Source organism: Gilliamella sp. B3367 (assembly GCF_026536825.1).
GTDB classification, from domain to species: domain Bacteria; phylum Pseudomonadota; class Gammaproteobacteria; order Enterobacterales; family Orbaceae; genus Gilliamella; species Gilliamella apicola_E.
The window spans coordinates 1-25,416 of record NZ_JAFNNJ010000014.1; the positions used below are offsets into that span (position 1 = coordinate 1).

Annotated in this window: 17 protein-coding genes and 1 CRISPR repeat array; of the genes, 8 read left to right on the forward strand and 9 right to left on the reverse strand. The window is 38.2% G+C overall.

Annotated elements, in window-relative coordinates; translation table 11 throughout:
- From J3U23_RS11770 to J3U23_RS11780, 3 genes are all read left to right on the forward strand, one after another.
- Window positions 1-1,343 (forward strand): hypothetical protein (locus tag J3U23_RS11770; protein ID WP_267339307.1); only part of this gene is annotated, 1,343 nt, incomplete at its 5' end.
- 1,036 nt (window positions 1,344-2,379) lie between these two features.
- The gene (locus tag J3U23_RS11775) at window positions 2,380-3,705 is read left to right on the forward strand and encodes a hypothetical protein (RefSeq protein ID WP_267339308.1); all 1,326 of its coding nucleotides are present in this window, start codon (window positions 2,380-2,382) and stop codon (window positions 3,703-3,705) included.
- A 778-nt stretch (window positions 3,706-4,483) separates the two neighbouring features.
- Window positions 4,484-5,824, forward strand: a complete 1,341-nt coding sequence (locus J3U23_RS11780) for a hypothetical protein (protein ID WP_267339309.1) — start codon at window positions 4,484-4,486, stop codon at window positions 5,822-5,824.
- 221 nt (window positions 5,825-6,045) lie between these two features.
- On the opposite strand, the gene J3U23_RS11785 is transcribed toward J3U23_RS11780, so the two are convergent.
- Window positions 6,046-6,570, reverse strand: coding sequence for a methylated-DNA--[protein]-cysteine S-methyltransferase (locus J3U23_RS11785; RefSeq protein WP_267339310.1), 525 nt, complete (start codon window positions 6,568-6,570; stop codon window positions 6,046-6,048).
- A 149-nt stretch (window positions 6,571-6,719) separates the two neighbouring features.
- On the opposite strand from J3U23_RS11785, the gene J3U23_RS11790 reads away from it, so the two are divergent.
- Window positions 6,720-8,000 (forward strand): MFS transporter, encoded by a 1,281-nt coding sequence (locus tag J3U23_RS11790; RefSeq protein ID WP_267339311.1) that lies wholly within the window; start codon window positions 6,720-6,722, stop codon window positions 7,998-8,000.
- 39 nt (window positions 8,001-8,039) lie between these two features.
- Here J3U23_RS11790 and J3U23_RS11795 read toward each other — a convergent pair whose 3' ends face one another.
- The 8 genes from J3U23_RS11795 to J3U23_RS11830 all read right to left on the reverse strand — a co-directional run bounded on the left by J3U23_RS11795 (window position 8,040) and on the right by J3U23_RS11830 (window position 19,116).
- Window positions 8,040-8,804, reverse strand: coding sequence for a histidine phosphatase family protein (locus J3U23_RS11795; RefSeq protein ID WP_065562679.1), 765 nt, complete (start codon window positions 8,802-8,804; stop codon window positions 8,040-8,042).
- A gap of 14 nt (window positions 8,805-8,818) precedes the next feature.
- Entirely contained in the window at window positions 8,819-10,159 is a 1,341-nt protein-coding gene (locus tag J3U23_RS11800) for an OprD family outer membrane porin (protein ID WP_267339312.1), read from the reverse strand.
- Window positions 10,160-10,296: 137 nt separating this feature from the next.
- The gene (locus tag J3U23_RS11805) at window positions 10,297-11,130 is read right to left on the reverse strand and encodes a histidine phosphatase family protein (protein ID WP_267339313.1); all 834 of its coding nucleotides are present in this window, start codon (window positions 11,128-11,130) and stop codon (window positions 10,297-10,299) included.
- A 66-nt stretch (window positions 11,131-11,196) separates the two neighbouring features.
- Window positions 11,197-12,588 (reverse strand): glycoside hydrolase family 1 protein, encoded by a 1,392-nt coding sequence (locus J3U23_RS11810; RefSeq protein WP_267339314.1) that lies wholly within the window; start codon window positions 12,586-12,588, stop codon window positions 11,197-11,199.
- Window positions 12,589-12,591: 3 nt separating this feature from the next.
- The gene (locus J3U23_RS11815) at window positions 12,592-14,460 is read right to left on the reverse strand and encodes a beta-glucoside-specific PTS transporter subunit IIABC (RefSeq protein ID WP_267339315.1); all 1,869 of its coding nucleotides are present in this window, start codon (window positions 14,458-14,460) and stop codon (window positions 12,592-12,594) included.
- A gap of 185 nt (window positions 14,461-14,645) precedes the next feature.
- Window positions 14,646-15,485 carry a BglG family transcription antiterminator LicT gene (licT, locus tag J3U23_RS11820; protein WP_267330705.1) on the reverse strand — a complete coding sequence of 280 codons (840 nt, stop codon included), beginning with the start codon at window positions 15,483-15,485 and terminating at the stop codon, window positions 14,646-14,648.
- Between the two features lie 172 nt (window positions 15,486-15,657).
- Entirely contained in the window at window positions 15,658-17,526 is a 1,869-nt protein-coding gene (htpG, locus tag J3U23_RS11825; RefSeq protein WP_065562674.1) for a molecular chaperone HtpG, read from the reverse strand.
- A 216-nt stretch (window positions 17,527-17,742) separates the two neighbouring features.
- The gene (locus J3U23_RS11830) at window positions 17,743-19,116 is read right to left on the reverse strand and encodes a sodium-dependent transporter (RefSeq protein WP_218058410.1); all 1,374 of its coding nucleotides are present in this window, start codon (window positions 19,114-19,116) and stop codon (window positions 17,743-17,745) included.
- 323 nt (window positions 19,117-19,439) lie between these two features.
- On the opposite strand from J3U23_RS11830, the gene ubiG reads away from it, so the two are divergent.
- The 4 genes from ubiG (at window position 19,440) to J3U23_RS11850 (ending at window position 25,082) form a co-directional block, all read left to right on the forward strand.
- Complete coding sequence (gene ubiG, locus J3U23_RS11835) at window positions 19,440-20,144, forward strand: bifunctional 2-polyprenyl-6-hydroxyphenol methylase/3-demethylubiquinol 3-O-methyltransferase UbiG (RefSeq protein ID WP_065733928.1); 705 nt, start codon at window positions 19,440-19,442, stop codon at window positions 20,142-20,144.
- A gap of 122 nt (window positions 20,145-20,266) precedes the next feature.
- Window positions 20,267-21,730, forward strand: a complete 1,464-nt coding sequence (gene guaB, locus J3U23_RS11840; protein ID WP_065733929.1) for an IMP dehydrogenase — start codon at window positions 20,267-20,269, stop codon at window positions 21,728-21,730.
- A 249-nt stretch (window positions 21,731-21,979) separates the two neighbouring features.
- Window positions 21,980-22,368: direct repeats of the CRISPR family, unit length 28 nt; unit sequence GTTTATGCCGTGTAGGCAGTTTAGAAAA.
- 707 nt (window positions 22,369-23,075) lie between these two features.
- Window positions 23,076-24,389, forward strand: coding sequence for a hypothetical protein (locus J3U23_RS11845; protein WP_267339316.1), 1,314 nt, complete (start codon window positions 23,076-23,078; stop codon window positions 24,387-24,389).
- 192 nt (window positions 24,390-24,581) lie between these two features.
- Window positions 24,582-25,082: a hypothetical protein gene (locus J3U23_RS11850; protein ID WP_267339317.1), complete on the forward strand. Its 501-nt coding sequence runs from the start codon at window positions 24,582-24,584 to the stop codon at window positions 25,080-25,082.
- Window positions 25,083-25,416 lie beyond the last annotated feature (334 nt).

Genomic DNA, 25,416 nt, shown 5'->3' on the forward strand with positions numbered 1-25,416 from the left:
TTTCGGGTCACGCATTGACATCACAGACAACTAGGAATGCGATACAGGGTAGTGCACCTTATCTGACTTTCGACGGTGGTCGTACGCGTGTTGTTGATACTAACGGTTTGCTTGGGATTACTTTATCTGACGGAACTAGGTACACGCCTTCAACAAATTTTTCATATATAACGCTGCCAGTTGCTGGTCAGAGTTTTTCTGATATTGATATGTTGGTTCCTACTGATACTAATTCAGTCGATTTAAGTGCTCTTATCGGTCCTCCTTATAATTATTGGGGAGATGATGATGGTGATTCTCGTGTTACCGCTACAGGTACGTTAAGTTTATCTATCTTCGATAAAAGCGGTCAAACGGTATCACGTAGTACCGTGCTAGAGATTTGTAAGGCACCTTATAGGGTTACGTTATCCAGTACTGACGGTACATTATCTACTCGTTACGGTTTTCCTAATCGTAGTACTTTCAGTGCCCGTAGAGTGACTTATTACGTAAAACCTAAGGCTGGACTAGCTGTTTGTTTTGCTAGACCAAATATACATCACTCTTATCCTGATGGCCAACCAGGTCCGTCTTGGATGTGGAGCACTGCTAATGGTTTTTTCACTCAGTCAACTGCCTCATCCTCTTACGGTTTAAACTTTCCTACTACTGGCGCTAATGGACTTTACTTTGATTTACTCATTACTGGTAGTAGTCAACCTTTATCTTGGTCCTCTGTTTCTCAGGGAGGGATCACTGCTACTATGTCTAATTCTACTACTACTAGCGTACGCGTTACTTTAACTGGTCCTTACGCTACCACATCCCAGCATAATTCAGCTAATCCTGGTCGTATTTCCAAACCTACATTGCCTCAGACATTCGAGTTGGTCGGTCGTGATGGTCAAGGTAATCCTGTAGTTAAATATGGTTTTACTTTGAAGCAGTGGTTCGTCAACCGTGGTCTTAACAAATATACTTATTCGAATGCTTTAGCTTGGTGTAATAGTTTGGGTTATCATATGCCTGAAATAAAGGATTTAACCAATGCATCTTGTCGTGGTCATAATTCAGGGTCTTGGTGTGATGGTTTAGTCGGCGCCTCTCCTCCCTCATCTGGTAATCATCACCAGCGTCATATTGGTGCTGGATTCTTCTCGGAATGGGGTGTTATGAGCTATTACTCTGCTGGCTTTGGCGACGGTTACCGTGATGGCACCATAAGGAGCTACTTCGCTTTGTTTGGTACTTCTTTGGCTTCTGTAGACTCAAATTACGGTGCTATGCTTGACGAGGGTAGGCTAGACAACAGTGTGCAAATCAACAGGTATCCCGAATTCGTGCTTTGCATCTATCCTTAGTTCTTATTTCTTCGTCCTTAATCTTTAGACCGGGGGGGTGATAAAAAATAGTATTAAGCAATTAAAAGTAAGCTAAAAGTCAACGTCGTTTAGCCATAAAAAGCGATTTTGCGGCTAAGCCACGCTTCAATTACCCGCCTCGGCGGGTTTATTTTTGAGGTATTTTATCTCAAAAAAAAGTTGAGGAGTGGGGTTTTTGGGTTCTAAATTCTACTTTGCAATGTTGTCTCAGATAAGTAATTCCGCTCTAACTATGGTGCTTTAGAAACTCTTTTTTCCGTCAAAAAAAGTTGAGGAGTGGGGTTTTTGGGTTCTAAATTATGCTTTGCAATATTGTCTCAGATAAGTAATTCCGCTCTAACTATGGTGCTTTTTAGAAACTCTTTTTTTCCATCAAAAAAAGTTGAGGAGCGGGGTTTTTGGGATTCAAAATTTCACTTAAAAAGTTTTAAATGATCAAACTTACTAAATTTCAAATTCTAAGCCCTAAAATAAAATTTCCGATGATCTTTAATCATATTTTCAAAGATTTGTAATGATAATATATCCAATTAAAACAATAGCTAATCAATTATAATTTAGATCCATTTTAGATCCTATTTACAAAGGTTAACGTAAATGAGCGAAAAAAAGTGTTGCATCGTGTTTTTCCAATCACTATACTTTTTACACGGTTTTAGCTACTAGGCTAAAATTTGACATAAAAGTATAAAATTGTAAATTAATCAAAAAATTACTTGACAGGGTAGTCTAAAATGCATTATAATTTTCAACAGGCAACAGGCAACAGGCAACCTGGCCAACCTATCTTTTAAATTCGTCTAAGTCCAGCACTCAGTTTAAATTTTTCACTGAAACTTATTTTTCCACGCAATCAAGTGAAATTCTGCGAATTTTCGCGCGATCGCTTCCGCGATCCTCTTTTCGAACGTTTTTCCGATCGTTTTCCGGATGCTTTTTCAAATCCTTTTCTCGATCCTTTTTCGGATCCGGTTTTCGATCCCTTCCCAAACTATCCCAGCAGATTGTTTTTTTCGTGGCTTTTTTTCTTCCTTTTTCTGGTCATGCATTAACATCACAGACAACTAGGAATGCGATACAGGGTAGTGCACCGTATCTGACTTTCGACGGTGGTCGTACTCGTGCTGTCGATGCTAACGGTCTGCTTGGGATTACGCTATCTAACGGAACTAATTACACGCCTTCTACCAATTTATCATCTACAACTCCAATCGTCTTGCCGGTTGAGGGTCAGAGTTTTGCTGATATTCGTATGTTCGTCCCAACTAATACTAATTCAGTCGCTTTGAGTTCTCTTATCGGTCCTCCTAATAATTATTGGGGTGATGATGATGGAGATTCTGGCGTTACTGCTACAGGTTCTTTAAGTTTATCTATCGTCGATAAAAACAATCAGTCTGTATCACGTAATTCCGTGTTAACAATTTGTAACGCACCTTATAGGATTAAGTTATCTAGTACTGACGGTACATTATCAACTCGTTACGGATTTCCTAATCGTAGTACTTTCAGTGCTCGTAGTGAGACTTATTACGTCAATCCTAAGGCTGGGCCGGTGGTTTGTTTTGCTCGGCCTAATTTGACTTACGGTACAGGTGATTTGGCTGGCCCTGCTTCAATGTGGGACCCTGCTAAGGGTTTTATTCCTCAGTCAACTGGCCCATCCTCTTACGGTAGAAACTTTCCTACAACTGGTGCTAACAAACTGTACTTTGATTTACTCATTAGTGGTGTCAGTCAGCCATTGTCTTGGTCTCCTGTTTCTCGTGGAGGTATCACAGCTACAATGACTAATCCTACTGCTACAAGAGTACGCGTTACTTTAACGGGTCCTTACGCTACCACATCCCAGCATAATTCAGACAATCCTGGTCGTATTTCTACTCCATCTTTGCCTCAGACCTTCGAGTTGGTCGGTCGTGATAGTAATGGTACTCCAGTCGTCAAATATGGTTTTACTTTGAAGCAGTGGTTCGTGAACACTGGTTCTGTGGAGAAAAATTATCCTGATACATTATCTTGGTGTAGTCGTATTGGTTATCGTCTTGTTGAGGTAAAGGATTTAACCAATGCATCTTGTCCGACAGGCTCCCGTAACGAATTTGACTGTCGTGGTTCAGTCGGCGCCACCCCTTCCTCGTCTGGTAATCATTATATGCGTCATATAGGTTCAGGTTTTTTCACGGAGTGGGGCAAAATGGCCGATTACTCTGGCGCTGGCTTCGTCGACACTTGGTACTGGACTAGTGACCCGCGTGGTAGTAACCGGTTTGCCGTGTACCCAAACAGCGGTTACGTGGATTGGAACCACTTCTGCTACAGCCTATGCTCCTATCCTTAGTTTTTATTCCTTCGTCCTTAATCCTTAGGCCGGGGGTGGGGGTGATAAAAAATAGTATTAGGTGATTAAAAGTAAGCTGACTCAAGGAGTCAACGTCGTTTAGCCATAAAAAAGCGATTTTGCGGCTAAGCGATGCTTCAATTACCCGCCTCGGCGGGTTTATTTTTGAGGCGATTTTATCGCAAAAAAAGTTGAGGAGCGGGGTTTTTGAGGTTTTAAATGATCCAAATCACTAAATTTCTAATCCAAAGCCCTAAAATAAAATTTTTGAGGATCAACCGCTCTAATTTTAAAGATTTGTAACTGCGAATATTCAATTAAAACAATAGTTAAACAATTATAGCTTAGATCGTTTTTAGATCTTATTTACAAAAGTTAACATAAATGAGCGAAAAAAAGTGTTGCATCGTGTTTTTCCAATCACTATACTTTTTATACGGTTTTAGCTAATAGGCTAAAATTTAACAGAAACGTATAAAATTGCAAATTAATCAAAAAATTACTTGACAGGGTAGTCTAAAATGCATTATAATTTTCAACAGGCAACAGGCAACAGGCAACCTGGCCAACCTATCTTTTAAATTCGTCTAAGTCCAGCACCCAGTTTAAATTTTTCACTGAAACTTATTTTTCCACGCAATCAAGTGAAATTCTGCGAATTTTCGTGCGATCGCTTCCGCGATCCTCTTCTCGATCTTTTTTCCGATCGTTTTCCGGATCCTCTTTCAGATCCTGTTTTCGATCCTTTTCCCAATTATCCCGGCAGATTGTTTTTTTCGTGGCTTTTTTTCTTCCTTTTTCGGGTCACGCATTGACATCACAGACAACTAGGAATGCGATACAGGGTAGTGCACCGTATCTGACTTTCGATGGCGGTCGTACGCGTGTTGTTGATGCTAACGGTCTGCTTGGGATTACGCTATCTAACGGAACTAAATATACACCTTCAACCAATTCTTCATCTTCTTCAAGACCTATCGTCTTGCCGGTTGCGGGTCAGAGTTTTGCTGATATTCGTATGTTCGTTCCTACTGATACTAATTCAGTCGATTTAAGTTCTCTTATCGGTCCTCCTTATAATTATTGGGGGGATGATGATGGTGATTCTGGTGTTACTGCTACTGGTCGTTTAACTTTATCTATCGTCGATAAAAACAATCAACCAGTGTCACGTGATACAATGTTAACGACATGTACTGATTCTGCACCTTATCGTGTTACGTTATCCAGTACAAATGGCACATTATCCACTCGTTATGGCGTTCCTAATCGTAGTACTTTCAGTGCCAGTAATGTGACTTATTATGTCAATCCAAAGCCTGGTCCCTCAGTTTGTGTTAGATTTGCCAGACCTAATTTGGATTACGGTACAGGTAATTTGGCTGGCCCCTCTTCGATGTGGGACCCTGCTAAGGGTTTTCTCACTCAAGAAACAGACCCGTCACGTTACGGTAGAAACTTTCCTACTACTGGTGCTAATGGACTGTACTTTGATTTACTCATTACCGGTAGTAATCAGCCATTGTCTTGGTCTTCTGTTTCTCAGGGTGGTATCACTGTTACAATGTCTAATTCTACTGCTGCAAGCGTACGCGTTACTTTAACTGGTCCTTATGCTACCACATCCCAGCAAAGTTCAGACAATCCTAGTCCTATTTCTACTCCATTTTTGCCTCAGACCTTCGAGTTGGTCGGTCGTGACAATAATGGTAATCCAGTTGTTAAATATGGTTTTACTTTGAAGCAGTGGTTCGTCAACCGAGATTCTGAAAGAAAAACTTATTCTAATGCTTTATCTTGGTGTAATAGTATTGGTTATCAAATACCTCGCGTAAGGGATTTAACCAATGCATCTTGTCATGGTTACCCTTCAGGCACTTACTGTCAGGATTCAGTTGGCGGCACCCCTTCCTCACCTATTAATTGGTACATGCGCCATATAGGTTCTGGCTTTTCCTCGGAGTGGGGTGTTATGTCTGATTATTCAGGCATTGACTTCAACAACCTAAATTTGGTTTGGACTAGTGAAAATAATTATTACGGCAAGTTTGTCGTGGACACACGCTACGGTCACGTGGAAATGAGCGGCACCAGCCACAGCCTTTGCGTCTATCCTTAGTATTTAGTCCTTAATCCTTAGGCCGGAGGTGGGAGTAATAAAAAATAGTATTAAGTCATTAAAAGTAAGCTAAGAGTCAACGTTTATCGAGTGATAGAAAGCGATATTGTTGTTTTAAAGCGGTAAGCTATCCGCCTCATTTGAGGCGGATTTTTTAAGATGTTAAAAAAAAGTTGAGGAGCGGTTTTTTTTTGACTTTTTGGGCTAAAAAATATTTATCTTTAAATAGCGGTTCCTTTTTTGGGGACAAAAAAATCTTTTATATCAACTTGTTCATGCTCTAGCAACCACACCTTTTTATCAATTCCACCTGCATAACCTGTTAAGTTGCCATTTGTACCTACTACGCGGTGGCAAGGGATAATGATGGAAAGGGGGTTGTGGCCGACGGCACCGCCGACTGCTTGGCTGGACATGTTGGCGCTGATTTGTTTAGCAATATCACCATAGGTAATCACTTTACCATAAGGGATTTGTACCAATATATCCCACACTTTATGTCTAAATTCGCTACCTTGTGGTGCTAAAGCCAATTTTGTGATAGCCGGTTTTTTGCCGGCAAAGTAGTCATCCAACCATTTTTTGGTTTGATTAAATATGGCTAAATTTGGCGCCTCTTCTTTTTGGGCGCTTAGCATTTGGCCAAAATATTTTTGTCCTTCAATCCAAACACCCACTAATTTATTGTGCTGACTTGCTAGGGTGATTTGCCCCAGTGGTGATGAATAATGACTGATGTAATACATATAAAATCCTTTTTAGTCGGTTATATTATTATAGCGAGTTCTTATATTGAGAATAGGGATATTACTTTTTTTATTTATGATGGTAAATGGATTGTTAACAACTATAATATTTGCACTTATTTAAAAATAAAATAATTTTGGAATGAATGATGAATACTAAACCAGCCAATTCAATGTCGAACGTAGCGTTAGCTAGTTTTATCGGCACTGCAATTGAATTTTATGATTTTTATATTTACGCCACCGCTGCTGCGCTAGTGATTGGGCCGGTATTTTTTCCTGATAGTTCGCCATCGGCTCAAGCGTTGCAATCATTTGCAACGTTCGGTATAGCTTTTGTTGCAAGGCCTATTGGGGCGATTTTGTTTGGTCATTTTGGTGATCGCATTGGTCGAAAGTCCACCCTAGTTGTATCGCTTATTTTGATGGGCGTGGCTACGGCGTTAATTGGTTTGTTACCTGGGTATAGTGTGATTGGCTTTTGGGCGCCATTTTTGTTGTGTATTTTACGTTTGGCACAAGGCTTAGGTCTTGGTGGTGAGTGGGGTGGTGCAGCATTATTGGCAACGGAAAATGCGCCAAAAAATAAACGCGCTCTGTTTGGGATGTTTCCTCAGTTAGGCCCTTCGATTGGGTTTTTATTATCTAATGGGGTATTTTTATGTGTTACGCTTTCGCTGAGTAATGAGCAGTTTTTAGATTGGGGTTGGCGTATTCCTTTTGTTCTTAGTGCGGTTCTTGTGGTTATTGGTTTGTATGTCCGATTAAAATTAGTTGAAAGCCCCATTTTCACTCAAGCTTTAGCCAATAAAAAACAAGTTAAAATGCCAGTAATGAATATGTTTGTTCACCATTGGAAAGCGTTGACGTTAGGCTCCTTTTCGATGGTAGGTTGTTATACGCTTTTTTATATAACCACAGCCTTTTTATTGCAATATGGCACTAAATACTTGGGCATTGAAAAAGGTCATTTTTTAGGATTTTTGTGTGTAGCGATTGTGTTTATGGCGATCGCTACCCCGATTTCTGCCCGACTTAGCGATAAATACGGGCGTAAGCCGGTCTTAATTGTTGGCTTAATGCTTGTTGCGCTATCTGGTCTGTTGATGACTCAATTTATGGCTAGTGGTAGTGAATTATTGGTGATGACCTATTTATGCTTATCACTATTTTTGATGGGGATTATTTTTGCGCCTATGGGGGCATTTTTACCCGAGATTTTTCCGACTAATATTCGTTATACCGGGTCGTCAGCAGCGTATAGTATTGGTGGGATTTTAGGGGCATCAATTGCGCCAATTATTGCTAATTATTTAGTGGCACATGGTAGTTTGACGTGGGTGGGCTATTATGTGGCGGTGGCGTCAATCATTAGTATCATCGCAACATGGTTGATTAAAGAGACATTAAATAGTGATTTTTCAAAGTAAAAAGTTAAAAGGCTCACTTCGGTGAGCCTTTTTTATCGATTATTTTACTGCTTTGCCTTTTTCGACATAGCTCATGTCACCTAATGATTCAACAATGAATTTGCCATCATCAGTGTAACGAATTTTAGTGACGCTCGCGTTACCTAGTCCACTTGTGATTGGTTTATCTAACATTTCTTCAACCATAGCCATAATTGCCATGCCGTGAGAAACAACAAGAACATTACCGCCACCTTGTTCTTGAGCTGATTTTGCAATTGCTCTTAATGATGCTTGCATACGTGTTTTAACGGCATTGTAGTCTTCTGCTTCGCCTGATTTTTCAACGGCTTTAATCGCATCCATCATTTTTTTAAGGGTGACTTTACCTTTAGCTAAATCAGCCATTAATGCTTTGTCAGACTCATAACCTAGGTGCTGTGCTGCGGGGTTCCACATGTTGGGATCAAGATCGCCTTCAAAATCACCAAAACACGTTTCTCGTAATCCTTCCATTTCGTTGATGCTTAATTTTGTATCACCTTTAGATTCAAGAACAATGCGCGCAGTTTGTCTTGCTCGGCCTGAATCGCTTGAATAGACCGAAATAAAGTCGATACCTTTTAAGCCACGACCAAGTTGCTGTGCCACTTCAATTCCCGGTTTTGTTAGTGGCGTGTCTGACCATCCTTGAGCACGATGGACGTTGTTGAACATGGTTTTACCATGACGGGTAAAATAGATATTCACTTCGGCAGCAAATGATTGTGCAATTGATGCGGTAAGGATAGCGGTTAATCCAATAAGTTTAATGAGTTTTTTCATAGTTTCTTCCTTTTCTATAATAAGTTGAATCGATAATCAATAACGGTTTCGGCTGACAGTGTTGGTGAACGTTGAGCTTTACCGTCTCTTAATTTTGGCGTAATGTCTTTACTGCTTAAGGTTTTATAAGACCAACCATAACCAAATTTTGACAAAATAGATAGATTTTTAAATGTACCACTTGTTGGTTTAAAGATATTAAACACGTTGATTTCGCCATTTTTTAAGGTTTCATGTTTGTAGTTAAATTCACCGTAGTTGAGATATAAACCTGTGGTATTGTCTTTAAAGAAGTCGTAAGTCAATATGCTTGAAAATACCAGTTCGCCATCACGCATATAGTCGGCTGCCGCTGCTGCCATACCGTTAAAACGTCCACGATTGTTTTTACCAATATGACGGCCATAGTAACCGATAGCACCTTTGCGGTTAGCGTCAGTATAGGCGATACCGAATTTAGCACTCCAGTCGGCTTCTTTCCATTCAATGTCAGTTGCGTAATGCCATGCTGAATCATCAAAATCACGGACATTAGCTTTCATTTTGTCATGGTTTTTAAGTGCGGTACTACCGTAAATTTGTGAACCAAGAATAAGTTTATCCATCGGTTTATAAGAGAACTCGATAGCATGACGTTTGATGTAGTCTTTAGCGACGCCATAGGAGTAATCAAGTTTTACTATTTTGTCATTATACGCGATACCGGCTGTTTTGATATTATCAATGACGTGTTTTCTATCTAAGCTATAAAAATGCACTTTTTTCGATGATTCACGCGGGAAGGCGCTGTCGATGTAAGCAAGTTGTAGCGCTAAGTTTGAGTATTTTAATATGCCACTGTATCCCAAATAACTATAACGAGTTAAATGTTGTGATGAACTCATTACCCCCGTATCTTTTAAGCTATGCCATCCGACTTTACCATTAAAGTTGATATTTTTATCACCGAGTTTGACTTTGGCATAACGTTGAGTAAATTTGTTAAAACCATGCGCATTGTGTTTGTTTGGTTTTTTGCCTGAGTTATAGAGTAGGTTACGAGTTGCAAAGTAGTCACTAGCACCAAGTTTTATAACGTTATCATAGGTGAAATCAAAACCGAGGGTATCGAATAAATAACCTGATTTATAATTGAGCGTAAATGCTTGCCCCCATGCACTATGGACTTCTTTAGGTTGGGATGCGTTTTCTTTTAAATACTTCCAATGGTTACGTGTTGAAAATTCAAATTTAGTATCTTTGAAAAAGGCATTATTCAAAAAGCCATTTTCACTATTGATTGAATTTGACTCAGCGGCAATAGCTGAAAAACACATGATGTTAAGTAATGCTAAGGAGACGTACTTTATTTTCATTATTATTTCCTATTTTTATAAATTTTTTTTCCAAAAAAAAACCTAAACACAACCCAAGCTATCAAGCTTGAGTCATATTTAGGTTTTGCCTGCAAAAGCAGTAACAATCCTATTCGACTAAATTTTACTAATTGTTTCTAATTTTGACGATTTTCACCGATATTTAATGATGATTTACCCTCATTAACATAGTCCATACTGCCAATTTCAACGACCTTATATTTACCATTTTGGTAAACAATTTTGACGACAGTTGCATTCGCAAATGGTCTGTTTTTAACAGGATTATCAGTTAAGTCATAAATCATTGCTTGAATCGACATGCCTGATGAGATCACCAATATATTTTTTTGATGCTTAGCCAGTGCGGTCTCTACAATAGTGTGGAGTGCGTTTTGAGTGCGCTCTTTAACTTGGGTAAAGTTTTCCGCTTCATGCTTAGGATCACTTTTGGCAATCGCTTCGGTTAACGTTGTTACTGGGATTTGCCCTTGTACATAACTTTTATAAAAGGCATCAACCGACTTGTAACCCAGTGATTTCATAGCTGCGGATACCATTTTCGCATTAGTACCGCCTTCAAATCCGCCGTAAAAAACTTCGCGTAGGCCTTTTAACTCTTGTATTTTGTAATGTTTAACCCCTTTTTGAGCTAACAACACTTGCATGGTTTCGCGTTGACGACCTGAATCGCTGGTGTAATAAGCATCAAATCTGATGTATTTCTTTTTAAAGCCTTCACCTAAATAACGCGCTGTTTCTATTCCTTTGTCGGTTAAGGGCGAATCGGCCCAGCCTTGTACTAGGTCATAGGTATTGAATAACGTTTTACCATGCCTTGCAAAATAGATGGTAACCACATCATCACGATTAGCATTAAACCTACTGCTTGGTTGATTACTACATCCAGTCGAGAGTAGTGCGGTCAACAACAGTAAACTGGTGGTGATTTTAATTATTTTATTTATCATCTTTATCCTCGTAATCTGCTCAGTACATTTGCAGGTAATGCCGAGCAGACATTACCAGCATGATCATTATTTTAAAGTTGCACCTTTGGATGAAATCACAGACTGATACCAATAAAAGCTTTTCTTTTTATAGCGTTTTAATGAGCCTGAGCCATCTTGGTTTAGATCAACATAGATAAAACCATAACGTTTGGTGACTTCTGCTTTTGATGCACTAATGAGGTCAATTGGTCCCCAACTGGTGTATCCCATTACTTCAACACCGTCGTTAATAGCTTCGCGAATTTGCACTAAGTGATCGTTCATATAGTTTATACGATAATCATCATTAACCGTGCCATCTGCTTCAAGTTTGTCTTTGGCGCCTAAACCATTTTCAACAATAAACAGAGGTTTTTGAAAACGCTCATAAAGTAGGTTTAATAAGTAACGAATACCAATCGGATCAATCTGCCAGCCCCATTCAGATGCTTTAAGGTGAGGATTTGGGACCATATCAAGAATATTACCTTTTTGTCGGAGTGAATCGTCCGCTGTGCCACAACAACTCATATAGTAACTAAATGAGATAAAGTCGATGGTTTCTTTTAAATCTTCACGATCTTGATCGGTAATGGTTAGCTCAATATTGTTCTCTTTAAAGTAACGATTCATATAAGTTGGGTAGTAACCACGAGCCTGAACATCCCCAAAGAATAACCAGCCATGATTTTCTACATGTGTCGCCCATACATCTTCTGGTTTTGGCGTAAGCGGGTAGGCGATAGCGCCAAGTAGCATATTACCGATTTTGGCATCAGGAATGATCTGATGACACAATTTTACCGCACGACCACTGGCAACTAATTGATGATGAATCGCTTGATAGATTTCGGCTTTAGTGCTGTTACGATCTAAACCAACGCCAGTAAAAGGTTCGTGGAGTGACATATTAATTTCATTGAAAGTTAACCAATATTTCACTTTATTTTTATAGCGTTCAAAAACTGTTTTGGCATAACGAGTAAAAAATTCGATGACTTTACGATTTCCCCATCCACCATATTGTGTGACAAGGTAGTAGGGCATTTCATAATGCGATAAGGTGACAAGTGGCGTAATGTTGTGTTTTAACATTTCGTCAAATAGTTTGTCATAAAACGCCAGGCCTTTTTCATTTGGTTGCTCTTCATCACCCTTTGGAAAGATTCGGGTCCAAGCGATAGATGTTCTTAAACAGGTGAATCCCATCTCAGCAAACAGGGCAACATCTTCTGGATAGCGATGATAAAAGTCGATTGCCCGATCTTTAATACTGGTAATATCGACTTTATTGCGATCGACAATATCACCAAATAGACCATTAGGCGTGCAGTCAGATGTTGATAGCCCTTTGCCATCTTCACGATATGCACCTTCAACTTGATTGGCAGCAATAGCGCCGCCCCATAAAAAATCACTAGGAAATGTATTTGCCATGTTTTACTCCTTTTTTGCACTTAACGCTAATAACGCGTCACCTTGTTGAACGTCATCTTGTTTGAATATGCACTGCACATCGATATAGTCATCACTATTGGTAATAATAATTGGTGTGGTGACTTCAAAGCCGGCTTGTTTAATCGCTTCGATATCAAAGCTAACAAGTCTATCACCTTTTTTCACCTTTTGGCCGGCTTCAACATGCGCTTCAAAATGTTGCCCATCTAATTTAACCGTATCGATACCAATGTGAATAAGGATTTCCGCCCCTGATTGAGTTTGAAATCCGATAGCGTGTTTAGTTCTAAATAGCGAAACAACTTCACCATCTTCAGGCGCGACAGTTTCGCCAATGGTTGGAATAATTGCGGCACCTTTACCCATCAATCCGCTGGCAAAAGTTGGATCATTGACTTGATTTAAATCAATAAGTTTGCCGGTCATTGGACTTGAGATAGTATCGATCTGCGTTTGACTGTTTATTGGCGATTGTTCTGCATTATCCGCTTTTTTATCTTTAGGAAGACCAAATAGATAAGTTACCACCAATGCAATTATAAATGAGACTATCGAACCGATTATGGCAGCAAAGAATTTATCATCCAAACCATCACTTGGAATCATTTGTAAAAATGCAAAGATACTGGTGAAGCTAAATGAGAAGATAACCGATTTGAAATAACCAATAATCGCACCGCCAGCCATGGCTGAGAGACAACCGATCACAAATGGGCGTTTTAATGGTAAGTTAACGCCATAAATTGCTGGTTCTGTTACCCCAAATACACCGGATAATGCGGACGAACTTGCCAACGCTTTAACTTGCGGATCTTTACTGCGCATCATCACCGCCAATACCGCACCGACTTGGGCAAATACCGCTGGGAATAAGATTGGCAACATAAAGTCTTGTTGATATACGGTAATATTATTTATCGCAAAAGGTACCAAGCCCCAATGGATACCAAACACAACCATTATTTGCCAAAGTCCTGCTAAAATCATACTGGCAATAACAGAATTAAGTTCATAAACATAAATAATGCCACTAGCAACAATGTTACATAAAAATGCAACGACTGGACCAATAAGCGCAAACGTTAATGGCACAGTAATGATAATACCGAGTAGGGGCGAAATGAATTTTTTAAATGAGTCATGCATGATTTTGTTGAAGTTACGTTCAAGCAATGAATAAAACCATGCCGCTAAAATTACCGGGAAGACTGAAGATTTATAAGGAATTAATTTAATAGGGATATTGAAAAATTCGGTTTGTAATTCAATTGCTTTTCCTAGCATCTCGGTAATATCCGGATAGACTAACGCGCCACCTATCGCCATTCCAACATAAGGATTACCACCAAATTTTTTAACCGCTGAAAAACCTAAAATGATCGGTAAATAATAAAATGGCGCATCAGCAATAGCGTTTAAAAAAGTAAATGTTGGCGTTTTTTCCTGAACAATGTCACATACTTGTAATAGAGACACAATCCCTTTTAAAATACCGCCGGCAACCAGTACCACTAAAACTGGAATAAAAATACTTGATACTAAATCAATCAGTCGTGACACAATCCCTTTTTTAGGTCCCGCTTCTTGAGGAGCAGGGGTATTATTAAGGCTAGTGATATCCATAATTGCATTAAATACGTCAGCAACATTATTGCCGATAACGACTTGGAATTGTCCACCACTTTGAACGACAGTAATGACGCCAGTTTGTTTTTTAATTATTTCGGCATCTGCTTTTGATTCATCTTTCAATACAAAGCGAAGTCTGGTAGCACAGTGTACTAGACTGACGATGTTTTCCTGACCACCTACGTTCTCAATAATTGATTCAGCAAGTTGTTTATTTTTCATAGCTTATCCTTATTTAAGCGCAAAAAAAAACCTAAACCCCAATAAATACGGGATTTAGGTTTTGCTTGCATCGATAAAATTAACCAATGCAATAACAATCCAAAAAAAGATTCCTTATTAAATTAACATAAAATAAATTAGCTTGTTGACAATTCATTCGTTAATTTGTGATGTATATCACATAATTATTTTTTTAATTCCGACCTCAATCGTTCAATATGAATAGTGAGATATAAACTTTCATCATCAGATAGCGGGTGTTGATATTGTTGGATTAAATGGAGATCTATCTGTTTAGTGCAAAGATAGGCTTGTTCATATTTTTCACGGATAATCTCATACAACGAGGTATCTTGCTGTGCGGATTTACCTTTACTCAAAATGCGGTGCGCAAAAAACTTTAAATGGGTAACAAATCGTTGATAAGAAAGGCTGTTTTCGTCATATTCGAACCGAAAATGATATTTTACGATATTTAAAATTTCACGCATGATTTTGGTCATATTAACAATATTGGGCATGGTATCGTTAAGCTCAGCATTGACAATATGAAACGTAATAAATCCTGCTTCATCTTCATGAAGCTCAACACCCAACCGTTTTTTAATGACATCTAAAGCGTACACACCGATTTCATACTCTTTAGGGTAGAATTTTTTTATCTCCCAGATAAAGTTATTCGGAATATCAAATCCTTGCTTATGCCGTTCAATGGCAAAATAGATATGGTCAGTTAATGAAATATAGATACTATCTTGTAATTTACTGCCTAAAAATTGTTTGGCATGATTGATAATAATATCGGATGTGGTGTGAACTTCGATTGGAATTTCAGAAAGCAGTTCAGCAAATTTGGGTAATATTTCTTGGTTATTTAAAGAAAACTGTTTTTCGATAAGTTTTGGGTCGATATCATCACCTTCCCGTTTTTTAAATCCTACTCCTCGACCCGTAACAATCAATTCATTCCCTTTGGAATCCAAAGTCACTACAACATTATTATTTAATATTTTATGAACTTTCATCTGACTCTGTCTAAATTTTAAGATTAATTTATTATCTATCGCAAAACGAAAATGGAAAGGAGGAATATAAAAAAGTGTGACTGACTTCATAATTTTGAGAAAAATAAATTGATTTTTCTCAAAAAAATAAACCCGATAGGCGAGCCATATCGGGTTTGGGTGAATAAATTAATTATTGTGCAAGTAGTTTATTCATTGTTTGAATAAATTTGCTTGGATCATTTAATGATCCTTTTTCAGCTAGTAACGCTTGATCTAATAGCAATTCAATCCAATCACTAAATGCGGTTTCGTCTTGCGTATCAGCAACACGTTTAACCAATTGATGATCAGGATTGATCTCAAAAGTATATTTTATCTCTGGTGCTTTTTGTCCTGCTGCTGCAAAGAGTTTTGCCATTTGCGTAGACATCTCGTCGGCAGCGGTAGTGACAATTGCTGGCGTATCAGTTAAACGATGTGTTAATTTAACTTCTTTAACTTTATCGCCTAATACTTTTTTAACACGTTCGATAAATGGCTCAAGTTCTTTTTCGACTTGTTTTTGCTCATCACTATTTTGATCAGCTAACTTCTCGATTGACTCGTCAGATTTACTGATTGATTGGAACTGTTTACCATCAAATTCAGTTAAATTGCTCATCATCCACTCGTCAATACGATCAGATAATAATAAGACTTCAATGCCTTTTTTGCGGAATAGCTCAAGGTGAGGACTATTTTTTGCTGCGCCATAACTATCAGCAGTAATGTAATAGATCTTCTCTTGGCCTTCTTGCATACGGCTGATGTAATCGTCTAATGATACAGTTTGCGCCTCGCTATCACTTTGTGTTGTTGTAAAGCGTAATAATTTCATAATCGCTTCACGGTTAGCATAGTCTTCACCAGTACCTTCTTTTAAGACTAAACCAAATTCACTCCAAAATTGTTGATATTGTTCTTTATCATCTTTGGCAAGTTTATCTAGCATTTGTAAAACACGTTTAGTACATGCATTACGAAGGTTTTGTGTCACTTTATTATCTTGTAATATTTCGCGTGATACATTTAATGGCAAATCATTTGAATCAATTAAGCCTTTTACAAAACGTAAATAATTAGGCATAAATTGTTCAGCATCATCCATAATAAACACACGTTGTACATAGAGTTTTAAACCGTGTTTATTGTCACGATTCCACATATCCCAAGGTGCTTTAGATGGAATATAGAGCAAACTAGTGTACTCTTGTTTACCTTCAACACGGTTGTGGCTCCAGCTTAGTGGATCGGCAAAATCATGTGAAATATGTTTATAAAATTCTTTATACTCTTCATCACTCACTTCTGATTTGCTTCGTGTCCAAAGTGCTTGGGCTTTGTTGACTTTTTCCCACTTAACTTCATTTTCTTCAGTAGTTTGGACTTCAACCGGTAATGAGATGTGATCTGAATATTTGCTAATAATTGAACGTAGACGCCAATCATCTAAAAACTCTTTTTCATCTTCTTTTAAATGTAAAATGATTTCAGTACCGCGACTCTCTTTTTCTGTATCAGAAATCGTGTATTCACCTTCACCAGCTGATTCCCACATCACTGCTTCATCGGCTTTAGCTGTTGCAGCGCGGGTTTTTACTGTCACTTTATCGGCAACAATAAAGGCAGAATAAAATCCAACACCAAATTGACCAATTAATTGGCTGTCTTTCGCTTGATCACTACCAATGGATTCTAAAAAGGCTTTGGTTCCTGATTTGGCAATCGTACCTAAGTTTTCAATGACTTCATCACGAGTCATCCCAATACCATTATCTGCAATGGTTAATGTGCCAGCTTCTTTATTTGTTGAAATGCGAACACCAAGCTCAGCATCACCCGCATATAAATCTGCATTTTCAAGTGCTTTAAAACGGAGCTTGTCGGCTGCGTCAGATGCATTTGAAATAAGTTCTCTTAAAAAAATCTCTTTGTTTGAATACAAAGAGTGAATCATTAAATGCAGAATTTGTTTAACTTCGGATTGAAATCCACGCGTTTCTGTTCCTTGCTTACTCATTGACTAATACCTCAACTATTTTTAGCAATTAAAAGTGATCGATACATTTTAATTGATTAACTTTGACATAATGTTTTGATTAATTGTTGTATTGCTATATGGGAATTAAAAAAAGAATTTCAAGAGGAGAGGTTATGATAAACCGTTGATTGGTGATTTTTTAATTGATTAAAAAAAAGCCCTGATAATGTATCAGGGCTATTGATGATAATTTAATTATCGTGTTTCTGGTAAAAAGCCACAAACTAAAATAAGAACAACGGCAACTGGAATAATTACGCGAGTTAAAATCGTCCAAACGCCAAACCAGAAGCTATTTAAGTTAAGCTCTTTACGAATGACTTTTTGGTTCATCATCCAAGCACCAAAGATAACAGTACCTAATCCTGTCACAGGTAACATAATCTTACTTGTGAGGTAATCAAGCAGATCGAAAATATTTTTATCAAATAGTTTCAGGTCTGCCCATTCATTGAATGATAAAATACAAGCGATACCTAATGCCCAAATTAATACACTACTAACCACTGTTGCGGTTTTACGACCCATGTGCGTTTTTTCTTCTAATAACTCTACAGTAGGCTCAAGTAATGATATTGATGAGGTTAACGCAGCAAAAGTTAGGAAGATAAAGAATAAACAACCTAAAATTGAACCTGCTGCCATATTACCAAAAGCAATAGGTAACGTTACAAAGATCAGACCAGGACCAGAACCCGCTTCTAAACCATTAGCAAATACTAATGGGAAGATCGCCATACCTGACAACATCGCAACGATAACATCTAAGATAACAACGGTGCGAGCAGTAGAGATTAAGTTCACATCTTTACCAAGATATGAACCGTAAGCCATCATAATCCCCATACCTAATGATAAGCTGAAGAATGCATGACCTAAAGCCGCTAAAATGGCAGTACCATTTAATGCCGACCAGTTTGGTGTGAATAAAAAGTCAAACGCTTGACCAAATGATGATCCACTAACGATGGCTGCATAAGCAACTAAGACCAATAATAAAATGCCAAGGCCAGGCATCATTACCTTACAAGCACGCTCTAAACCAGCGCCAACTCCCATCGCAACAATAATGGTATTGGCTGCCATAAACACCGTATGCCAAATCAACAAGCTAGAGGTATTACCAAGAAAACCTTTGAAGATTTGCGCCGTTACGGCACCATTCGCACCATTAAATGTACCATTGATAGCTAAAAAGATATAATCGGTAGCCCAACCGCCAATTACACTATAAAACGAGAGAATTAAAAATGAGCCAAGTACGCCGATAATCCCAACCCAGCGCCACAATTTTGAGCGACCTTCTGAAACAGCAACATCTTCCATGGTATGAATTGGATTTTTTTGCCCGCGACGGCCAATTAACCACTCTAAAACTAGAATAGGCAGACCAATAACAAACATAAATAGCAAATAGGTAAGCACGAATGCTGAACCACCCATTTCTCCAGCCATGTATGGAAATTTCCAAATGTTACCTAAACCCACAGCAGAACCCGCAGCTGCAAGCATGAATCCCATGCGAGAGCTCCACTGTGAATGACTTTTCTTCATAGTACCTGTACTCATGAATATATTTTCCCTTGAGTTTTGATTAAATATTTAATTTCTAGCATCAGCCTAGGCTGAACTATTTTTTTATTAGATAAATTAAGCGCTAAATCATGCCATGAATTAAGCCCATAGACAAGAAAACATTACCATTTATAGTTATAGCCAATGAAAAAATTAAACCTATATCGCTAAGTAAAACAGAGTTTTTAAGTGGTTTAGTATAGAAATTATGAGTAATAAAAAAAGTTGAGGAGCGGGGTTTTTAAAACGGTTTGATATTGCTAATCATCAACTCATCGCATATATTACATCAATTCCCATTTTTAATAAGAATACCCATGACACAAAACATCGATTTAAACGAAATAGATAAGTTTGCCAAGTTGGCTGCACAATGGTGGGATCCAAATGGTCAATGCAAACCATTGCATATCATCAATCCATTGCGAGTTGATTACATTAAATCAAACGATTTGAATCAAAAAAATGTATTAGATGTTGGTTGTGGTGGGGGAATATTGTCTGAAAGTTTAGCCAAGTTAGGTGCAAATGTAACCGCTATCGATCTGGCTGATGAATCATTAGCAGTAGCGAAATTACATGCCGAGCAAAATGGTCTTTCTATCAACTACCAAAAACAAACCGTTGAAGAGCACGCCACACAGTATCCATCACACTATGATGTGATAACTTGTATGGAGATGTTAGAGCATGTGCCTGACCCATTTTCTATTATCAATGCCTGCGCAAAACTGCTCAAACCGAACGGAAAACTCTACTTATCGACCATCAACCGTAACCATAAAGCAAAACTTATGTTGATTTATGGCGCTGAATATATAGCGCGCTTAGTGCCAAAAGGGACTCATGATTTTAATCGTTTTATCCGTCCTTCTGAATTAATGACTTGGGTTGAACAAGCGCATTTAACGGTTAAAGATATTATTGGAATGGAATATCACTTACTCAGCAATCAATTCCGATTAGGTCGTAATGTTGATGTTAACTATATCTTGATGGCACAAAAAGACGAGCTCAATTAAAAGTGGGCGATTGATTATCGCCTAAAAATAAATATCAAATTCTACTAGTCTTTTATATCGAATGTGAGTAGAATACATCGGCAATATTTTATCAACAATCCAACTCAATGGTGAATATTGTCATGTCTCGTATAGTTAAAGAAGCCCTCACGTTCGATGATGTTTTATTAGTTCCAGCCCATTCAACTGTTTTACCTAATACTGCTGATATTACAACTCAACTAACGCAAACCATCAAATTAAACATTCCAATGCTATCTGCTGCCATGGATACGGTAACCGAAGCTGAACTGGCTATTGCCCTTGCTCAAGAAGGTGGCATTGGTTTTATCCATAAAAATATGCCAATTGAAGTTCAAGCTGAGCATGTAAAGCGTGTTAAAAAACATGAAAGCGGAATTGTTCAAGATCCCGTAACAGTACTACCAACAGCAACTATTCAACAAGTAATCGATCTTGCTAAAGAATATGGTTTTGCAGGGTTTCCGGTTGTGACAGAATCACAAGAATTAGTCGGTATTATCACTGCTCGAGATGTTCGATTTGCAACTGACTTATCACTATCTGTAACTGCGGTAATGACACCTAAAGAGCGCTTAGTCACCGTTAAAGAGGGCGAATCTAGAGAAAGTGTACTGCAAAAAATGCATGAACATCGTGTTGAAAAAGTTTTAGTGGTTGATGATAGATTCCACTTAAAAGGCATGATAACCGTTAAAGATTACAATAAAGCAGAACAAAAACCTAATGCATGTAAAGACGAAAAAGGTCGCTTACGTGTTGGCGCAGCAGTGGGTGCGGGTGCGGGTAACGAAGAGCGTATTGCTGCTTTGGTTGAAGCCGGCGTTGATGTTTTACTTATCGACTCATCACATGGCCATTCAGAAGGGGTACTTGAACGCATTCGCCAAGCAAGACAAGCCTATCCAAATTTACAAATTATAGGTGGTAACGTTGCTACGGGTGAAGGCGCAAAAGCACTAATTGATGCAGGCGTGAGTGCGGTAAAAGTGGGTATTGGACCGGGTTCAATTTGTACCACGCGTATCGTCACTGGGGTAGGGGTACCGCAAATTAGTGCCATTATGGACGCTGTTGAAGTAGCTAAACAACACAATATTCCAGTTATTGCTGATGGTGGCATTCGTTTTTCAGGTGATATTGCTAAAGCTATTGCCGCTGGTGCATCTTGCGTTATGGTTGGTTCAATGTTTGCCGGAACTGAAGAAGCACCTGGCGAAATCGAACTATTCCAAGGTCGTGCTTATAAATCTTATCGCGGTATGGGTTCACTCGGTGCGATGGCAAAAGGATCATCGGATCGCTACTTCCAATCAGATAATGCTGCCGATAAGCTAGTGCCAGAAGGTATTGAAGGACGAATTGCTTACAAAGGTTTATTAAAAGAAATCATCCACCAACAAATGGGTGGCTTACGCTCATGTATGGGGCTAACGGGTTGTGGAACTATCGATGAGTTACGCACAAAATCGAAGTTCTACCGCATTACTGGCGCAGGTATGAAAGAGAGTCATGTTCATGACGTTCTAATCACTAAAGAGCCACCTAATTATCGAGCGGGTTAATCAATAAATATCAATAAAAAAAGGATTCAGTGTAATCCTTTTTTTATGAGTAAAATTTGCTTTCAAAAAAAGTTGAGGAGCGGGGTTTTCTAAGCCTCAAAAAATAATATTTTAATAACCCTTTTTTTAATCAAAAAATAAAATAATTAAAAATCATAACCTTAAAAAGATATTAAAAAAAAGGGTTTTTAAAACGCCAAATGCCCTTTGCCTTTTTGCAAACAACGATTATAGTATGTCTTGTTCTAAGTTTATGCCGTGTAGGCAGTTTAGAAAACCCTAACGCACCGCAATTAGTTGTTGTTGGAAGTTTATGCCGTGTAGGCAGTTTAGAAATGTAACGCTTAGCCATTTGTCACGAATTTCTTAGTTTATGCCGTGTAGGCAGTTTAGAAAACTCAGCATGATGCGCCAGCAATTTCAGCAGTGGTTTATGCCGTGTAGGCAGTTTAGAAAATTTATCTCATAATTCTGTTATTATTTATCATGGTTTATGCCGTGTAGGCAGTTTAGAAAAACTCAGCAAATATGCCGTTTCCGTTGCAAGTTGGTTTATGCCGTGTAGGCAGTTTAGAAAGTGATAATGCGAGAAACTACTCATGAATATATGGTTTATGCCGTGTAGGCAGTTAATAAAATATAATTTTCGAATCAATCAACATCAGTCAGTTTATTCAGTGCAGATAATATCCCGTTTCTTAAAAAGTTGAGGAGCCGGGTTTTTGGGGGTTCAAATTTCATTTAAAAAATTATTAAAATATCAAAATCACTAAATTTCTAATTCAAAGCCCTAAAATAAAATTTTGAGGATCAATCACCCTAATTTTAAAGATTTGTAATTACAATATATTTAATTAAAACAACAGTTAAATGATCATTCTTTAGATCCTTTTTAGATCCTATTTACAAAAGTTAACGTAAATGAGTGAAAAAAAGTGTTGCATCGTGTTTTTCCAATCACTATACTTTTTACACGGTTTTAGCTACTAGGCTAAAATTTGATAAAAAAGTATAAAATTGTAAATAAATCAAAAAATTACTTGACAAGGTAGTCTAAAATGCATTATAATTTTCAACAGGCAACAGGCAACAGGCAACCTGGCCAACCTATCTTTTAAATTCGCCTAAATCCATCTCCCAGTTTAATTTTTTCACTAACGCTTATTTTTCCACTCAATCAAGTGAAATTCTGCGAATTTTCGCGCGATCGCTTGCGCGATCCTCTTTTCGCTCGTTTTTCCGATCGTTTTCCGGATCCATTTTCAGATCCTTTTCGCGATCCTTTTTCGGATCCTGTTTTCGATCCTTCCGTTTTTTCAAATTATCCCGGCAGATTGTTTTTTTCGTGGTCTTTTTCCTTCCTTTTTCGGGTCACGCATTGACATCACAGACAACAGCAAATCAGATACAGGGTACTCCACCTTATCTGACTTTCGACGGTGGTCGTACACGTGCGGTTGATGCTAACGGTCTGCTTGGGATTACTCTATCTGACGGAGCTAAATATACACCTTCAACTAATACTTCATCATCTACAACCCCAATCTCCTTGCCCGTTGAGGGTCAGAGTTTTGCTGATATTCGTATGTTCGTCCCAACTAATACTAATTCAGTCGATTTAAGTACTCTTATCGGTCCTCCTAATAATTATTGGGGGGATGATGATGGAGATAGTGACGTTACTGCTACTGGTCGTTTAAGTTTATCTATCGTCGATAAAAACAATCAATCTGTATCACGTAATTCCGTGTTAACGACTTGTAATTCACCTTATAAGGTTACGTTATCCAGTTCTAACGGTACATTATCAACTCGTTACGGATTTCCTAATCGTAGTACTTTCAGTGCCCGTAGTGAAACTTATTACGTCAATCCTAAGGCTGGGGCGGTGGTTTGTTTTGCTAGGCCTGATATGACTTACGCTTCAGGTCAATATGCAGGCCCAGCTTCGATGTGGGACCCTGCTAAGGGTTTTCTCACACAAAAAACAGACCCTCGCTATTACGGTCAAAACTTTCCAACTACAGGTCTTAATGGATTGTACTTTGATTTAGATATTAGTGGTAGTAGTCAGCCATTGTATTGGTCTCCTGTTTCTCGGGGTGGTATCACAGTTACAATGTCTAATTCTACTGCTACAAGCGTACGTGTTACTTTAACTGGTCCTTACGCTACCGAATCCCAGATTAGTTCATCCAATCCTGGTCGTATTTCTACTCCATCTTTGCCTCAGACATTCGAGTTGGTCGGTCGTGATACTAATGGTACTCCTGTTGTTAAATATGGTTTTACTTTGAAGCAGTGGTTCGTCAACCGAGGTTCTAAATTGAACTGGTATCCTCAAGCCTTATCTTGGTGTAATAGTCTTGGTTATCAAGTACCTAAGGTAAAGGATTTAACCAATGCAGTTCGTACAGGTGTGTATCCTATCTCTGGCGCCACCCCTTCCTCTCCTGGTAATCATTACATGCGTCATATAGGTTCAGGTTTTTTAGCTGAGTGGGGGCGTCTGTATGATTATTCAAGCGCCTTCGGCAGCAGTTGGTACTGGACTAGTGACCCGCATGGTAGTGACCAGTTTATCGTGAAGACAGACGACGGTACCGTGCATTGGAGCTACAGCTACCCCAACAACTACATCCTTTGCTCCCATCCTTAGTTTTTATTTCTTCGTCCTTAATCCTTAGGGCGGGGGTGGGGGTAATAAAAAATAATATTAGGTGATTAAAAGTAAGCTGACTCAAGGAGTCAACGTCGTTTAGCCATAAAAAGCGATTTTGCGGCTAAGCGGCAAAAATGCTGGGCACCGAGGTGGTGGTTAAAAATATAGATATTAAAGGAGTAATATAAAATGAATATTGAAGAAAAAATAGCGTTAAGTAAAAGTCCGGTTCAGTTTATTGCCGAGGGTAATTTTTTAAAGCTTTATAATCAATCATTATATGTGGTTGAGCAGTTATTGGGTTTTAACTTAAAGGTAACGGCAAAGTATATAAAAAAAATTGATGAAATTATTATTTGCGGTGGATTTCCTACCCGTTCTATTACTAAACGCTACCCCAATGCCAGCCCTAATTTAACGGGTTATGAGTTATTAGGTGATTATGATTTAAGTGGTTATCAATTATGGTACCAAAAGCATTGCCAAATACCAAAGCAAAAAACACCACAATCCCTTCTCACAACATCCCAAGAGATAAACGAACAGTTAAACGAATTCCACGATATGAATAAATCCTTAACGGTTCAGCATCTATTATTTTTACAATCATGGCAGGCAAATAAATACCCTGCTATGGTAGATAGTGCGTTTATTCAGGCGTTGAAGAATTATTTTAGCGAATTGCATTAATAGCAGAGTGATGTTGAAAATAAATCATCCGTTTCAACTAGGGTGATTTTTTTAGTTTTTTATCAAAAAAAGTTGAGGAGCGGGGTTTTTGCGGTTTTAAATTTCACTTAAAAATTATTAAATGATCCAAATCACTAAATTTCTAATCCAAAGCCCTAAAATAAAATTTTCGAGGATCAATAAGCTTAATTTTAAAGATTTGTAATTGAAATATATTTAATTAAAACAAAAATTAACAGGTTAACTTTCAGATCATTTTTAGATCCTATTTACAAAAGTTAACGTAAATGAGCGAAAAAAAGTGTTGCATCGTGTTTTTCCAATCACTATACTT